Raw genomic sequence first — 14209 nt, forward strand, 5'->3', positions numbered from 1 at the left:
ATGCTCTGTCACTGGGTTTTCCCCACGGCAAAACGGTCGTCGATCAGTTCGTTCGTGACTTTGGCAATGTCGACGTCGGCGGGCAGGACGCCGGCGCTTTGCAAGGCGATACCCGCTTTCGAGATCGTGTCGCGCTGCAGGTCGCCGATCGTCGGTTGCGAGAGGTCCGTCCGCTCCAGCTGCTTGGCGATGACATTGTCCGGCAGTTTTGCCGCCTCCACCAGCGCTGCCTTGAGCGCTGCAGGATCGGCCAGCGCCTCGGCCCGTGCCTGCTCATAGACGGCGACGACGCGCTTGATGATGTCGGGATGTTCGGCGGCAAATGTCTCGGTCGTATTGAGCACGCCCCAGCTGTTGTTTTCCGGCTTGCGATAGAAGAGCTTCGCCTTGTCGTCCACTTCGGCGGCCGCCATCAGCGGATCGAGGCCTGCCCATGCATCGACATCGCCACGCAGAAGCGCAAGCTTGCCGTCGGCATGCTGTAGCAGCACCAGCTTCACGTCCGATTGTTTCAGGCCGGCATCCGCCAAGGCACGGACGAGAAAGACATGCGGATCGGTGCCGCGCGTCACCGCGATCGTCTTGCCCTTCAGATCCTCGACGGTGGATATCGGACTATCGGCGCGGGTGACCAGAGCCGTCCATTCGGGGCGCGAATAAACATAAATGGATTTGATCGGATTGCCGTTGACCCGCGCGATCAGTGCTGCCGCACCCGCTGTCGAGCCGAAATCGATCGATCCGGCGTTCAGGAATTCCAGCGCCTTGTTCGAGCCGGCGGATTGTACCCAGCGAATGCTGATATTGTCCTTGGCGAATTCCTTTTCCAGCAGGCCTTCCTTCTTCAGAAGAACACTGACGGGATTATAGGTCGCCCAGTCGATCCTGATTTCTGAAAGATCGGCCGCGCCAGCCGATGACAGGCCCAGCCCCAAAGCAACCGCGACACCGATCATCGCCGAACGAAACACGCCCATAACTTATTCCTCTCCTTACCATTGCCATCGATAGGTCGAGATAGCCTACGAGCACTGGTGACGGGCGAGAAACCTATAGCTTCTATTTCTATGGAATTTGTAGAAATATTTTTCCCCGGCCACGTGGATATGGTGCGGGGTGGGCAATGTCGAGAAAGCGGACGCGGTAGAGGACCAGTTGAGGGATCGACAAAAAGAAAGCGCCGCTGAAGAGCGGCGCTTGGCATCAGGGATGATGGCGAAATCAGCCGGCAGTGCAGAAATGGCTGCGGCCGTCATTGCCGATATAGGTGCCGCTGCGCGGATCGAAAGAGCGGTAGCGGTAAGAGCAGTAACGCTCCCATTGCGGCGACCAGGGTTCCACCGCCGTGCGGACCGGCTCGTAATATTGCGGCTGCTCGGCATAGACTCGGCGCGGGGCGCGATAGACCGGAGCGGGCTCATAATAATCCGGCTCGTAGGCCGGGTCGATGTAGCGGCGCTCTTCGTAGACCGGGCCGTTATTGGCGTTGGCGATGGCCGAACCGACGATCAGGCCGGTTGCGAGGCCGACGGCACCGCCGACGAGCGCGTCGTTGCCGTCATGATGGCGCCAGTGGCGGTCGCGTGCCGATGCTTCGCCAATGGCGGAGAGAGTGAGCGCGGCAGCCGTTGCCGTCAGCAGAAGAGTCTTGGCGAGCCTGTTCATAAGCATAAATCCCAATCCAGGGAACCGAACGCCGGTTCCTTTCTCGATGGTGACAGTCCTATCGATTTGTAGCTGAACGAAGGCTGAACGACAAAACCCGGCATTGCTGCCGGGCTTCAACTCGAATTTGACAGCCGTTAAGGGTTCAGCCCGCAATCTGCAGATTGACGGCCTTCGGGCCCTTGCCGCGGCGATCCGGCTCCGTGTCGAAGCTTACCTTCTGGTTTTCCGTCAGACCGGCCAGCCCGGAGGCCTGAACGGCAGAAATGTGAACGAAGATATCGGCGCCGCCCCGGTCCGGCTTGATGAAGCCGAAGCCTTTGTCGGTATTGAAGAATTTTACAGTGCCAGTCTCTGCCATGCGTCAGGTCCTTTTCTCTCTGCCCGCCATCCACACGGGCAGCATCATAGCATTGCCTCCTTGCGGGAGGTGTTGGCAGGCAATTCTTGAAATGTGAGAAAAAGGTCCCCTCTACCTCGGCCTGTTCCAGGCAGGACTTTCGCCCGCCATTTTTGGAACCGGCTGACCGGAATATTAGCGTTCCCGGCGCGCAAATACTTAAGGACTTCCCATGCTCGCAAAATGCCCGAACGCGCTGAGAGTGCTGCGTTTAAAGGATTTTGGCAAGCAAAAGTTTTTTAGCGTGTCGTTCCTGGCACACCCCTGCCGATAAACAATTTGCGCAAAAACGCAAAATTTCCTTCGCCGATAGGGAATGATTAACGTTTTATATCGTCTGCAATATAAGTTCCGAGCAGATTTTCCCAAAAATGCAACGTGAACGCGTCTTTCCGCCCCCAGTAAATTTTTTTCCGCTGTGGGACTCACCCATATTTGGACGCGTGTTCACGTGGCTGGCAGCCGCCGTCGGGCGAATCCAGGGACGAGTTCGACTACAAGCATAGCGATCAACATGAGCGCGCAACCTGCATAACCTGTCGCCGGCATCGTTTCGCCGAGCAGCAGGGCTCCGAGCGATGCGCCGAAGATCGCTTCGGAAGAAAGGAAGATCGCGGCCTGCGAGGGCGTCGTATAGCGCTGGGCTATCACCTGCAGGACGAAAGCCAGGCCAGAGGAGAAAATTCCGACGTAAAGGATCTCCGGCGCCGCCGCCCAAATCGCCGCAAGGCTGACAGGTTCGACGGCTGCGGCAACGGCCAGCGCACAGGTCGCGGTTACGGCGAATTGCACGGCGGAGAGCGCGAGCGGCCTTCCGGTCGCCGAAACGGTCGTGCCGGCGAGGGTGATCTGGATCGCCCAGAAGACGGCGCAGACGACGGTCAGCAGATCGCCCGGCGTCAGCGCCGAAAGATGGCCACCGGACAGGAGGTAGATGCCGGTGATCGCCAGCAGCGCGCCGGGCCAGATGATCCAATGCGGGGCGCGGCGCAGGAAGAACACGGCAATCAGCGGCACAAAGACGACATAGAGGCCGGTGATGAAGCTGGAATTCGTCACCGTCGTCGTCTGCAGTCCGACCTGCTGCGTGGCTGCACCGCCGAAAAGGGCAAGGCCGGTCAGGATGTAGAGCTTCGCATGGCGCGCGCTGGTCTTCTCTTTGGCCTTGCGCGCCTCAAAAAGGACGAAAGGCAGCACCGCCAGCGTGGCGACGGCAAAACGCAGGCAGATGAACCAGAAGGGACCGATCGCCTTCATCGCCGTCGACTGCGCGACGAAGCCGCCGCCCCAGATGGCGGCTGCAAGCAACAGGAGGAGGTTCGCCTGAACGCGCGTCATGTCGTCCTCGATGGGGAAGGGAGGTGTGGTCAAGCGGTTAGCAGTTGCGTTTCCTTCCGGCAAGGGTGAAGACTTTGGGCGGTGTGAACGGAGGTGAAGGCATGCGACGTGAAGAACGGCCAGCCGGCGACACCGCAGCGGCTAAGACGGCAGGCTATTCCGGCACGCCGCTTGCCCGGAAGCTCGGCCTGGCTGATGGGCAGGCCGCGGCTCTTCTCGGTGTTCCCGAGACGATCGGCGAGATCCATGGTTTCGACGGTTTTGCTTCGGTCGTCCGCGCGCTTCCCGAGACGCCTCAGCGCGCCTTCGACTATGTGCATTTGTTTACAACAGAACGGGCGGCGCTGGAGGCTGTTGCGCCCACGCTTTTTTCTGTCCTGATGCCGAGCGGCATGGTCTGGATCTCCTGGCCGAAGAAGAGTTCACGCGTGCCGACCGACATCACCGAGGACGTGTTGCGGGAGGTTCTGCTCCCGACGGGCCTGGTCGACGTCAAGGTCTGCGCCGTCGACGAGATCTGGTCCGGGCTGAAATTCGTCATCCGCAAGGAACTGCGCGGCCCGTTGTGATCTCTCAGCCGTTGCGGGCTTGCGCCCTGGAGACCCTGAGCAGCGCGCCGTCGTCCTCGTCCGTCACCATCAGCAGCGCTCCGTCGGGTGCGACGACGACGTCGCGGATGCGGCCGTATTCGCCCTCGAACAGGCGCTCTTCGGCGACGAAGGCGCCGTTGTCGTCACGTTGCATGCGCGACAGCAACTGGAACTTCAGCGCTGCGACGATGAAATTGCCGTCCCATTCCGGAAACATGGCGCCGCGATAGACGACGAGCGCGCCGGGTGCGATCGAAGGATCCCAATAATGCAGCGGCTGTTCCAGCCCTTCCTTGGCTGTGCCTTCGCCGATCTCGGCGCCGGAATAGTCGCGTCCATAGGTGATGATCGGCCAGCCGTAATTCTTGCCGGCCTGGGGCTGGTTGATCTCGTCGCCGCCGCGGGCGCCGTGTTCGACGGTATAGAGCTTGCCATCCCTGGCGTCGAAGGTGATGCCCTGCGGGTTGCGGTGGCCTTTCGACCAGATTTCCGGCAGCGCCTTGCCGCCGTCCTTGAACGGATTGTCGGCGGGGATGCTGCCGTCGGCATTGATATGGATGATCGAGCCGGCATCGTCCTGCCAGTCCTGCGAGCGGTCGCGGTCGCCGCGGTCGCCGACGCTGATGAACAGCGAGCCGTCGCCGGATATCGCGATACGCGAGCCGTACTGGATATTGCCTGATGTGAAGCGCCGCATGGTGAAAACCGGCTTTACTGCGTCCAGGGTCTTTTCATCGGCCGAAAGTGTGGCGCTGAAGGCTTCGGTGCCGGAGCCCTGCCTGTTGGCGATGGCGGCGGTGAAATAGAGTTTTCGGCTCGTCGCAAAGTCCGGGGCGAGCGCCACGTCCATCAGGCCGCCCTGGCCACGGGCGCTGACTTTCGGCACGCCGCCGATCGGGTCGGAGACCTTGCCCTCTCGGATGATGCGCATGCGGCCCGGCCGCTCGGTGACGAGATAGGCGCCGTCGGGCAACACCTCGACCGCCCAGGGATGTTCGAGACCGTCGGCGAGCTTGTCGACTCGCACTGTAAGATCCTGCGCTTTGATGGTATCAGCCGCATCCGCGGATATAGCCCCGAACAGGACCAGCGCTGCGGCCAAATGGAGGGCGGATATTCTCTTCATCGTGTTTTCCCTGTCGTCTCTCCAGGCTGAACGTGGAGCGGACAGGAAACAGCTTCAACCCTCATTCGACCTGATATAACGGCTTTGTGTTTGGCGGTTGAACCGAGCCGGTCGCCTGAGGGTCGACCAGTTCCGCCTCGAGGATGTAGCGCAAGGGCCCGCGCTCCGTCGCGTCGAAGGGCCAGCAGGTGGTCAGCACGAGACGGCGGCCGTCGGAGGAGGAATCGATGCCGTTTGCATCCCACGGAGCGATGCGGCCTTCGCCCGCCTTGAAGGTCAATAGTTTGCCGTCGCGGCGCGTGACTTCGATCGTATCGCCGGGCTTTATATATTGCAGCCAGCGGAAGTGCGTGTCGCGATGGGCTGCGATCACGGAGGTGCCTTCCTCGCCCGGCTGTGGGGTGTTGACGAGCCAGGCCGGACCGAAGGCGAGAGCCTCGCCGGAGGCGCCGGAAAGCACGATCGCCTCCTTGCCGAGGCGCGGGGCGCGCACCTTGGCCTCGGTGGTGAAATCCGCCCAGGGCCAGGGCTTTGTCTCTTTCCCCTGCAGCTCCGCGGCGAAAGCGCGTTTCAGCAGGATCTGGGAGAGCTCCGCCTTCGCTTTCAGCAGGAAGCCGTCGCCGATCAGCGCCAGGCCATAGAGGGCAAGACCGGCAATGGCGAAGGCGATTGCCTTTTCGATCGAGGAAAGACGCCAGAGGAAAAAGCCCTTGCTCGGGCGCGCCTTCGGCCTGTCATAGGCCGTGGCGGCCGCCATGGCGAGTTCCAGATAGGTCGGAAGCGGCTCGAATTCGGCCGCTTCCTCGTTGTGGCTTGCGGAGAGCCTAGAGACCATAACGCTTGGCCCCGACCGCGATCACCCGTTTGATGCGCCGGCGCCAGATGGCCAGCCCGCTTGCCGCCGTCAGCGCCAGGAGCAGCATGGTAAGCCCGCGGATGATCTGCTCGTCGGCGCGCGTTGCCGTCTGCGGCAGGTTCACGGTCGAGCTCTTCTGCGCGATCATGGTGGCGGCCTTGGCGGTCGGGGCTGCTGCCATCATGTTTGCGATCCCGGGCGATGCGGCGAGATCCTGTGTTTCGGCTGCCGCCTGTTCCGGTCCGGCGTTTCCTGCCGGCGTCGCCGAGCCATGGCGTTCTCCGCCGGCAGGAGGGACAGGGTTTTCGCCGAAGACCTTATCGAAGTCCCAACCTTCAGGCAGATTGAGCGGCAGCTTGGTTGAGCCGAGCGGCTGGTCGGCCGGGCGTGACGGGGTAACGTCGACGGCAACGAGGCTGGTGAGGCGGGAGACGAGATGGTGGGCGAGAGCGACCGTCTCGATATCCTTGTCGAGCGCGGCCCGATCCTGACGTTCATAGGCACGGGCTTCGAAATCGTCGATCTTGCGGCGGGCCCAGAGCTTGGAAATGCCTTTGCCGTCGGCGGCATTGGCGATATCCATGTCGACGCGCCAGGGCTGCTCGCCTGTCTTGCCGAAGATCTGCAGCTTGCCGGCGGGTTTGTCCTCAGGCAGTTCGGCGGTCAGCACGACGGGTTCGCCACTGTAAAGGTCCGGCATCGGGTTCGGCGTGATATCCTCGGCTTTTATGCCTTCAAAGGTCGCGGCGATATCGGTCATGGCTGGGTTCTGCAGCTTGGCGAAAAGCTCGGCCATGCGGCTTGCCACCTGATCGGTCGAGCCGATCGCCGTGAAGGTGCCACGGCCGACTTCGGCGGCCTTGGTCATGAAATAGGTATTCGGCGCCGAGCCGATACCGACGGTGAAGACGCGGGCATCGCCGCGGTTTGCAGTGATTTCCTGGAAGAGCTGTTGCTCGTTGCCGATTGCGCCATCCGTCAGGAACACGACCTGGCGCAACGCTCCGCTTGCGACCGGTCCCTGGTTGCGCAATGCAGCCTCCAGGGCGGGCAGCATTTCCGTGCCGCCGTCGGCTGTCAGGCCCCTGACATAGGCAATGGCCTTTTCGCGATTGTCCGGGGTGGCAGCAACGAGACCCTTGAAGTAATCCGTCATCGTATCGTCGAAACGGATGACGTTGAAACGGTCGTCGGGGTTCAGCTTGGAAATGGCAAGCGCCAGGCTCTGCCTTGCCTGCTCGATCGACGGACCGGACATGGAGCCGGAATTGTCGATGACGAAGACTACCTCGCGTTTTGCCGGCGGCGCTGCCGCATCCGGAGCCGTGGGCGGGGTGACGAAGGCGAGCAGATAGGTCTTGCCGTTCATGACTTCCCGGAAGAGGCCGGCACTCGGCATCTTGCCGGGGGCGGCCTTCCAGGTGAGCTCGAAATCCTTGTCGGCGGGAACGGTGTCCGCCTTCAGGCCGATCGTCCTCGCCTGGTCGCCATCCTGCCTGATATCGACCGCGTGGAAGGACGATTTGACGTCGCCAAGCGGGAAGCCTGCCTTGAGGTCGACGGTCAGCGAAACCGGATTGATCCTGGCGTTCTCACGCGGATCAAGTACGGGGGCTTCGATCTTGTCGCGGTTTTCCACCGGGTCGCGTGGTGTGGCGAAACCGGCGCCGTTATTGAACTCGACGGTCTGGACGATCGGCGCCGGATTGTAGCGCGGGGCGACGACCATCGGAAAACGCAGCGAGAACTCGCCGCCCGACTGGTGGACCGTCTGCTGATATTCGATCTGGACGACGACGGTTTCGCCGGGACCGATATTGGCGACCTGGTTGGTGAAAATGTTCGGCCGCTGTTGTTCGAGCAGCGCCGTCTTCTTGCCCTCGGCCTTGGCCTGCTCGTAGATTTCACGGGCTTCCTGGCGAGGCTTGATCTGGCCTTCGATGAAGCGTTCGCCGATCTGCATTTTCAGGGCGTCAACGGCGGAATTGTCCGGCAGCGGGAAGACGTAGGTGCCTTCTACCCAACCCTGGCTTGGATTCTGAAAGCGCTGCGTCACCTTCACCCTGGCGATCGGGCCGGAGACGTCGATGGCGACATCGGTCTTCAGCCGCGGCGCTTCGACATAAAAGCCCGGCTCCTTCGACGGAAAGAGCAGCGAGCCGCTGTTGACGTCATTCGGCCGGACAAGCGCCGCCAGTTGGTTGGATGCCTGCGGCGCCTGCTCGGCGCGGACTGTGGAGGCAAACCCCAGCATCGCCGCTATGCAGGCGGCAAGAGCGGTGACGGCAACAAGGACTGAAACGGAAATTCGGCGGGCGCGAATGCGCCCTATGGCAAACTCATCTTCCAGAAACATTGGCATACCCTCAATAACCAATTTCGGATGCCGGATGATGCGGCTTCGATCTCGGCGCGCTCACGACCGAATTGCGGCGTGGCTCGGCATTTGTTGCGGCTTATTCGTGGCGATGGTCGAATCCGGCGATGCCACTGATTTCAGGGTATAAATCCGGATGACTTCAGAGTTTGATTCAAGATCCGCGCAGCACGATTCAACCTCGTGACGCCGGCCAGTCCGAAGGCGTGGACAGGCCGGGCGGGCGGCGCGGCGAAATGATCAATAAGAATCATGCCGCCATGACGCCTTTCCGCTTGAAATGCCGTCATACATTGGACATAGAGCTAACCGCAGAACTCCGGTCCCGGCTTTCTGCCCGTTTCAACCAATAGGACCGTTATCATGGCCTTCCTTGCCGATGCTCTTTCCCGTGTGAAGCCTTCAGCCACCATCGCCGTCTCCCAGAAAGCGCGCGAGCTGAAAGCAAAAGGACGTGACGTCATTGGCCTCGGTGCGGGTGAACCGGATTTCGATACGCCCGACAATATCAAGAAGGCCGCCATCGACGCGATCAACCGCGGCGAGACGAAGTACACGCCGGTTTCCGGCATTCCTGAGCTGCGCAAGGCAATTGCCGCCAAGTTCAAGCGCGAGAACGGCCTGGACTATACAGCGGAGCAGACGATCGTCGGCACCGGCGGCAAGCAGATCCTTTTCAACGCTTTCATGGCAACGATGAACCCCGGCGACGAAGTCGTCATCCCGGCGCCTTACTGGGTTTCCTATCCCGAGATGGTGGCGCTGTGCGGCGGCACGCCGGTTTTCGTTTCGGCCACCCAGGAGCATAATTTCAAGCTCCAGCCGGCCGATCTCGAAAAGGCGATCACCGAGAAGACAAAGTGGTTCATCTTCAACTCGCCGTCCAACCCGACGGGTGCGGCCTATACGCATGACGAGTTGAAGGCGTTGACGGATGTGCTGATGAAACATCCGCATGTCTGGGTGCTGACCGACGACATGTACGAGCACCTGACCTATGGCGACTTCAAGTTCGTCACGCCTGTCGAAGTCGAGCCGAAGCTCTACGACCGGACGCTGACGATGAACGGCGTCTCCAAGGCCTATGCAATGACCGGCTGGCGTATCGGCTACGCGGCAGGCCCGCTGCAGCTCATCAAGGCCATGGACATGATCCAGGGCCAGCAGACCTCGGGTGCGACATCGATCGCCCAGTGGGCTGCTGTCGAAGCGTTGAACGGCACGCAGGACTTCATCCCGGAGAACAAGAAGATCTTCGAAGGCCGTCGCGATCTCGTCGTTTCCATGCTGAACCAGGCCAAGGGCATTGTCTGCCCGGTGCCGGAAGGCGCCTTCTACGTCTATCCCTCCTGCAAGGGTCTGATCGGCAAGACGGCTCCGTCGGGCAAGGTCATCGAGACGGACGAGGATTTTGTTTCCGAACTGCTGGAATCGGAAGGCGTTGCCGTCGTTCACGGTTCGGCCTTCGGTCTCGGCCCGAACTTCCGCATCTCCTATGCAACTTCCGAAGCACAGCTCGAGGAAGCCTGCCGCCGTATCCAGCGCTTCTGCGGCGCCTGCAAGTAAGCCGGTTGGCACAGCATCGATCAAAGGCCCGCCGCGACGGCGGGCCTTTTTCTTTGTGGCGAGGTCGGGCTGGCGCTGTGATTGTCGTTCACGTCCCGATTCAACATGCTGCAGAGTTGATTCCACTTTGCCTCGCAAGTCGTTGAATTCCGATTCAAAACGTGACGCAGGGTGACGGCTCGGCGGGTGATCGGCGGTTGCGGGTTGGCATCAAACCAACTAGATATCCGGCATCAAGTTTACGTTGCCGCTTCGGGAGGCCGGGATTTTGCAGCAGAGTGCGGTGATCGTCTGTTCGGATGTCAACATGCTGCCGGCCGCCTGCTGCACCCTGCTTTCCGTCAAGCGCAATCTCGGCGGTTCTGCCGTGGAGTTCCTGCTTCTCGGCATCGACCTTACGCCGAATGAAAGCGCCGAGGTCGGAAATTTCGCGCGGATGCACGGCATGGCGATCACTGTGCTGCCCTACAATACGCCGGATACGGCAAAGCAGGCGCGGGGCCGCTGGTCGGGTGCGACGCTGGCGCGGCTCTACATGGATCTGCACATACCCGCTCATATCGAGCGTCTGCTTTACCTCGACGCCGATGTGCTGGCAGTTGCGCCAGTTGACGAACTCTTCAGCAGGGATTTTCAAGGCAAGGCGCTTGCCGCCGTCGACGACTATGTCATGGCCTTTCCCGAGAAGGCCGGCGCACGGCAGCGGAAGATCGGCATGCACGAGGGTGGCCGCTATTTCAATGCCGGTGTGCTGCTGTTCGACTGGGCGGCCTGCCGGGAGAGGGAGCTTTTTGCCAGGACACGGGAGATCTTCGAGGAGCGGTCGCATCTTTTCGAGAATAACGATCAGGATGCGCTGAACGTCACCTTCGACGGCGACTGGCTGGTGCTCGATCCGCGCTGGAATACGCAGACCGGCCTTCTGCCCTTTGTCGGCCGGCCGGCGATCATTCATTTTACCGGCCGGAAAAAACCGTGGCAGGCCACCGTACCCTGGGTGCACCGCCGGATGGCCAAGCGTTATATCGAGGATCTCAGCAATACGCCGTGGGCCTCGTTCTGCAGGCAGCCGTCGATGATGGGCCGGGTCGCGGGTTTCCTTTCGCATGTGGGAAAGCGTATCGGCGGGCTGACGCGGCTGGCACGGACGCGCGCCTATTTCAGCAACAGCTAGTAAGGCGGGCAGTGCGCATCGTCCTTGGAAAGTGCATGTGAGCCGATATGGAAGCAATCCCCAGTGACACGCAGAGGGCCGCCGCGGATGGCGGCTTCAACTTCCTGACGCCGGAGGCGTGGAAGGCACTGTTGTCACCTTATTCCCACGTCGTGCTGGTGGCAAACAGCGAAGCAGTCGATTTCGAGCGGCTGCGAAGCGAATTTCCGGAGACGACGCTCTACGTCTTCTTCAACAATGTCTATAAGGTGCTCGACGAAGCCTTCACCGGCCATGCGGTGCTGATTGCCCGCAGCGGCGTGATGGGCGCCAATATCGTCCACCGGCGCGAGACGGCGGATGTTCTGCGTTTCTTTGCCGGCAACGATTTTTTGGGTGTCGTCAATATTCGCGCCTCCCCGGAGGAAAACTTCAGTGAGGAGAGCGGCTTCAAAGGCGCCAGAACCCGCCATCTCGATCTGACGCAAATGCTCGGCGATCTCTATCCGACAGGCAAGATCGCGACGAGCGGCTTTGCGATGGCGCTTTGGCTGGCCGACCTGCAACTGCCGGGCAAGATCCTGCTTGCCGGTTTTTCGGCAAAGAGAAGCGAGAAGTGGAAGGTCTTCGACGTGCACGACTGGACGTTCGAGCAGATCTTCCTGCGTCTCTTTGCCAGGATGGGCTCGATCTCGATGATGGGCGGCGTCGATGCCAGCCCCTATTCGGCGCTGGCCAAACGGTTTCCGCAGGTGCCGCCGATCGAGATTGCGATGACGGCGGCCGAAGTTCTGTCGGAACGGCTCCACAATGCGAACGGCCAGATCGACCGGCTGATGTCCGTCACCAAATCGATCCGCGCCATTGAGGGTTTCTTCCGGCGCTTCAAGCCGAAAACCCGCAAGCAGCGCTTCCTCGAAAAGTCGAAGGAATGACTGCCGCAGGGACCTGCCAACAAGGGTGAACTGCCAAGAAGGCGATGTCAGCCGCCACCGTCAAAGTCCCAGCGCCGTCAGCATGATGAAGGTGGCAAAGAGGATGAAATGCGTCATGCCCTCGATGGCGTTGGTCTCGCCGTCGTTGAGGTTGATCGCCGCGGCAATCAGCGTGATCGTCACCATTACCGTCTGCACCGGGGTCATGGCCATGATGAAGGGCTGGCCGGTGTAGAGCGCGATTGCCTCCATGACGGGTACCGTCAGGATCACCGTCGACAGTGAAGCGCCCATGGCGATGTTGACCGTCGCCTGCATGCGGTTCCTGAGGGCTGCCCTCAATGCCGTCAGGATTTCGGGGGCGGCCGAAATCGCCGCGACGACGACGGCGGTCACCGCGATCGGCGCGCCGCTGTCGCGCAGCCCCTCTGCCATGAAGGCCGACATGAACTCCGCCAGCAGGCCGATGATGACCACGCCGACGAGAATGGTGGCGATCGAGATCGCGGCCGACTCGTCGGGGGCGTGCTCGTCCGGACTTTCTTTCTTCCGCTCGGAGCGCGGATAGCTATAGCTGAAGAAATAGCTGTGCTGACCGACTTGCATGCGCAGGAAGAGGCCGTAGAGCGCGATCATCGCGACGATAGTGAAGGCGGAATAATAGTGCCATTTGTCGCGGGGCACGAATTCCGGCACGATCATCGAGATGCCCATGGCGGTGAGGATCATCACGCCGTAGGTCTTGCCGGAGTTATCGTTATAGGGCTGTTCGCCGTGCTTGAGGCCGCCGAGCAGCGCGGCGAGGCCAAGAATGCCGTTGATATCGAGCATTAGGGCGGAATAGATCGTGTCGCGCACCAGCGTCGGCGAACTCTCGCCACTCATCATGATGGCGAGGATGATGACTTCGACGGCGACGGCCGAAAGGGTCAGGATCATCGTGCCGTAGGGATCGCCGACTTTGACGGCGAGCAGTTCGGCATGATGGGCGACGCGGATAGAGGCGAGCACGATGGTGCCGACCAGGGCGACGGCTGCGATCAGCGCGACGCCGCGCCCCATCTCGATCACCGCGTGTTCCATGAGATAGGCGATCACTGCAACGAAAAGTGCGACGACCAGAAACTTTTCTTCTTTAAAGCGTGACGCGATCCCCAAGCCTGAGCTCCTGTCCCGATTCATGCGTTTTATCTAAGTCACTGATTTCGCCTATCAAGCAGGCCCAGGGCCAGTCCCGTTTGCAGTCTTCGGCGTTTAATGGAATACTGAACGTCATCGGGGCCGGAAAGCAGATCGCGGCGTCCTCGAATTCTCGTCAAGCGGCCGCGATGATCCGGATCCTGTCCGGAAGCGTGCGAATGCGCAACAAGAAGATGAGGAGACGGATGCATGATCAAGGTGGTCTACGAAGTCGTGCCGCATGACGGCGGCTGGGCCTACAGGCTGGGAGGTGTCTATTCCGAGGCATTTCCGACCCATGCCGAGGCCCTCGAAGCTGCGCGCATCGTCGCGGCCGAACAGCAGGTCGGCGGCGATTCCGCCGAGATCAGCTGGCAAGACGAGAACGGCAAGTGGCATGAGGAATATGCCGAAGGCGGCGACCGGCCGGAAACCGAGGTGGTGGATGGTCTCTGGAAAGGTCACGCGGCCGGGGCCTCGCCAGGCATTTGAAATTACCGATTGCCCGTCAATGCCCGCGCGACGATCGCGTCGACGAATTCACGCTTATGCGCGGTATAGCGATCGCCGTCCATCCTGAATTCGGCTGCCAGCCTGCGTTTGAGCGCGGCATACTCCGCCGCCGCTTGCGGATGCGCGATGAGATAATCCCGGAAAGCCAGCCTGTTTCGATGGGTGCTGTTGCCGGGCGGGCAAAGATAGACCCGCTCCGCCGGCACTGAACCTCTCGACAAAAACGCCCAGACATCGTCGTCATAGCGGTTGCCGCGCGGCTCGTAGCCTTCTGCCAGAAGCACGCGGGTGGCGCCTTCGATATGCCCGAGGCCGGGAAGGATGATGTCGATATCGATAAGCGGCTTGGCGGTCATGCCCGGTATGGACGTGCTGCCGATGTGATCGATGGAGAGCGCCTGCGGCAGCAAGCCCAGCAACCTGTCGCGGATGCGCCGGAAGGCTTGGGGCCATTGCGGATCGTGGGGCACGAGTTCAACCGGGTTGTGCGTCGTCATTTTCCCATCCCGCC

Annotated in this window: 14 protein-coding genes; 5 read left to right on the forward strand and 9 right to left on the reverse strand. The window is 61.2% G+C overall.

The window, feature by feature from the left end; genetic code table 11:
- Positions 1 to 8 precede the first annotated feature (8 nt).
- The 4 genes from FHX10_RS01960 to FHX10_RS01975 all read right to left on the reverse strand — a co-directional run bounded on the left by FHX10_RS01960 (position 9) and on the right by FHX10_RS01975 (position 3403).
- Positions 9 to 977, reverse strand: coding sequence for an aliphatic sulfonate ABC transporter substrate-binding protein (locus FHX10_RS01960; RefSeq protein ID WP_047611186.1), 969 nt, complete (start codon positions 975 to 977; stop codon positions 9 to 11).
- Between the two features lie 244 nt (positions 978 to 1221).
- Positions 1222 to 1671 carry a BA14K family protein gene (locus FHX10_RS01965; protein ID WP_174824439.1) on the reverse strand — a complete coding sequence of 150 codons (450 nt, stop codon included), beginning with the start codon at positions 1669 to 1671 and terminating at the stop codon, positions 1222 to 1224.
- 139 nt (positions 1672 to 1810) lie between these two features.
- Positions 1811 to 2026 (reverse strand): cold-shock protein, encoded by a 216-nt coding sequence (locus tag FHX10_RS01970; RefSeq protein WP_003561293.1) that lies wholly within the window; start codon positions 2024 to 2026, stop codon positions 1811 to 1813.
- 486 nt (positions 2027 to 2512) lie between these two features.
- The gene (locus FHX10_RS01975) at positions 2513 to 3403 is read right to left on the reverse strand and encodes a DMT family transporter (protein ID WP_063474695.1); all 891 of its coding nucleotides are present in this window, start codon (positions 3401 to 3403) and stop codon (positions 2513 to 2515) included.
- A gap of 101 nt (positions 3404 to 3504) precedes the next feature.
- Between FHX10_RS01975 and FHX10_RS01980 the strand changes: the two genes are divergently transcribed.
- A complete protein-coding gene (locus tag FHX10_RS01980) occupies positions 3505 to 3972 on the forward strand; it encodes a hypothetical protein (protein ID WP_063474542.1) in 468 nt (155 codons plus the stop codon).
- Positions 3973 to 3976: 4 nt separating this feature from the next.
- Here the strand turns inward: FHX10_RS01980 and FHX10_RS01985 are convergent, their stop codons facing one another.
- From FHX10_RS01985 to FHX10_RS01995, 3 genes are all read right to left on the reverse strand, one after another.
- Positions 3977 to 5119 carry a PQQ-dependent sugar dehydrogenase gene (locus FHX10_RS01985; protein ID WP_063474543.1) on the reverse strand — a complete coding sequence of 381 codons (1143 nt, stop codon included), beginning with the start codon at positions 5117 to 5119 and terminating at the stop codon, positions 3977 to 3979.
- A gap of 61 nt (positions 5120 to 5180) precedes the next feature.
- Positions 5181 to 5954: a class GN sortase gene (locus tag FHX10_RS01990; protein ID WP_184389052.1), complete on the reverse strand. Its 774-nt coding sequence runs from the start codon at positions 5952 to 5954 to the stop codon at positions 5181 to 5183.
- Complete coding sequence (locus tag FHX10_RS01995) at positions 5944 to 8331, reverse strand: marine proteobacterial sortase target protein (RefSeq protein WP_047611151.1); 2388 nt, start codon at positions 8329 to 8331, stop codon at positions 5944 to 5946. The genes FHX10_RS01990 and FHX10_RS01995 overlap by 11 nt, the downstream gene beginning before the upstream one ends.
- Positions 8332 to 8715: 384 nt before the next feature.
- Between FHX10_RS01995 and FHX10_RS02000 the strand changes: the two genes are divergently transcribed.
- The 3 genes from FHX10_RS02000 to FHX10_RS02010 all read left to right on the forward strand — a co-directional run bounded on the left by FHX10_RS02000 (position 8716) and on the right by FHX10_RS02010 (position 12006).
- Positions 8716 to 9918: a pyridoxal phosphate-dependent aminotransferase gene (locus tag FHX10_RS02000; protein ID WP_028758400.1), complete on the forward strand. Its 1203-nt coding sequence runs from the start codon at positions 8716 to 8718 to the stop codon at positions 9916 to 9918.
- Between the two features lie 268 nt (positions 9919 to 10186).
- Complete coding sequence (locus FHX10_RS02005) at positions 10187 to 11092, forward strand: glycosyltransferase family 8 protein (RefSeq protein ID WP_028758401.1); 906 nt, start codon at positions 10187 to 10189, stop codon at positions 11090 to 11092.
- Positions 11093 to 11139: 47 nt separating this feature from the next.
- Positions 11140 to 12006 (forward strand): hypothetical protein, encoded by an 867-nt coding sequence (locus FHX10_RS02010; RefSeq protein WP_063474545.1) that lies wholly within the window; start codon positions 11140 to 11142, stop codon positions 12004 to 12006.
- A gap of 60 nt (positions 12007 to 12066) precedes the next feature.
- Here the strand turns inward: FHX10_RS02010 and FHX10_RS02015 are convergent, their stop codons facing one another.
- Positions 12067 to 13164, reverse strand: a complete 1098-nt coding sequence (locus tag FHX10_RS02015; protein WP_063474546.1) for a calcium:proton antiporter — start codon at positions 13162 to 13164, stop codon at positions 12067 to 12069.
- Positions 13165 to 13395: 231 nt separating this feature from the next.
- On the opposite strand from FHX10_RS02015, the gene FHX10_RS02020 reads away from it, so the two are divergent.
- Entirely contained in the window at positions 13396 to 13677 is a 282-nt protein-coding gene (locus tag FHX10_RS02020; protein WP_028758403.1) for a DUF2188 domain-containing protein, read from the forward strand.
- A gap of 2 nt (positions 13678 to 13679) precedes the next feature.
- Here FHX10_RS02020 and FHX10_RS02025 read toward each other — a convergent pair whose 3' ends face one another.
- Positions 13680 to 14195: a GrpB family protein gene (locus tag FHX10_RS02025; RefSeq protein WP_028758404.1), complete on the reverse strand. Its 516-nt coding sequence runs from the start codon at positions 14193 to 14195 to the stop codon at positions 13680 to 13682.
- Between the last annotated feature and the right edge of the window lie 14 nt (positions 14196 to 14209).

It is taken from the genome of Rhizobium sp. BK591 (assembly GCF_014195045.1).
In the GTDB taxonomy this organism is placed as follows: Bacteria; Pseudomonadota; Alphaproteobacteria; order Rhizobiales; family Rhizobiaceae; genus Rhizobium; species Rhizobium anhuiense.

Bases quoted from the DNA above. Each gene is read 5' to 3' on its own strand.
- FHX10_RS01960 (WP_047611186.1), bottom strand. From the start codon at position 977: ATGGGCGTGTTTCGTTCGGCGATGATCGGTGTCGCGGTTGCTTTGGGG.
- FHX10_RS01965 (WP_174824439.1), bottom strand. From the start codon at position 1,671: ATGCTTATGAACAGGCTCGCCAAGACTCTTCTGCTGACGGCAACGGCT.
- FHX10_RS01970 (WP_003561293.1), bottom strand. From the start codon at position 2,026: ATGGCAGAGACTGGCACTGTAAAATTCTTCAATACCGACAAAGGCTTC.
- FHX10_RS01975 (WP_063474695.1), bottom strand. From the start codon at position 3,403: ATGACGCGCGTTCAGGCGAACCTCCTCCTGTTGCTTGCAGCCGCCATC.
- FHX10_RS01980 (WP_063474542.1), top strand. From the start codon at position 3,505: ATGCGACGTGAAGAACGGCCAGCCGGCGACACCGCAGCGGCTAAGACG.
- FHX10_RS01985 (WP_063474543.1), bottom strand. From the start codon at position 5,119: ATGAAGAGAATATCCGCCCTCCATTTGGCCGCAGCGCTGGTCCTGTTC.
- FHX10_RS01990 (WP_184389052.1), bottom strand. From the start codon at position 5,954: ATGGTCTCTAGGCTCTCCGCAAGCCACAACGAGGAAGCGGCCGAATTC.
- FHX10_RS01995 (WP_047611151.1), bottom strand. From the start codon at position 8,331: ATGTTTCTGGAAGATGAGTTTGCCATAGGGCGCATTCGCGCCCGCCGA.
- FHX10_RS02000 (WP_028758400.1), top strand. From the start codon at position 8,716: ATGGCCTTCCTTGCCGATGCTCTTTCCCGTGTGAAGCCTTCAGCCACC.
- FHX10_RS02010 (WP_063474545.1), top strand. From the start codon at position 11,140: ATGGAAGCAATCCCCAGTGACACGCAGAGGGCCGCCGCGGATGGCGGC.
- FHX10_RS02020 (WP_028758403.1), top strand. From the start codon at position 13,396: ATGATCAAGGTGGTCTACGAAGTCGTGCCGCATGACGGCGGCTGGGCC.
- FHX10_RS02025 (WP_028758404.1), bottom strand. From the start codon at position 14,195: ATGACGACGCACAACCCGGTTGAACTCGTGCCCCACGATCCGCAATGG.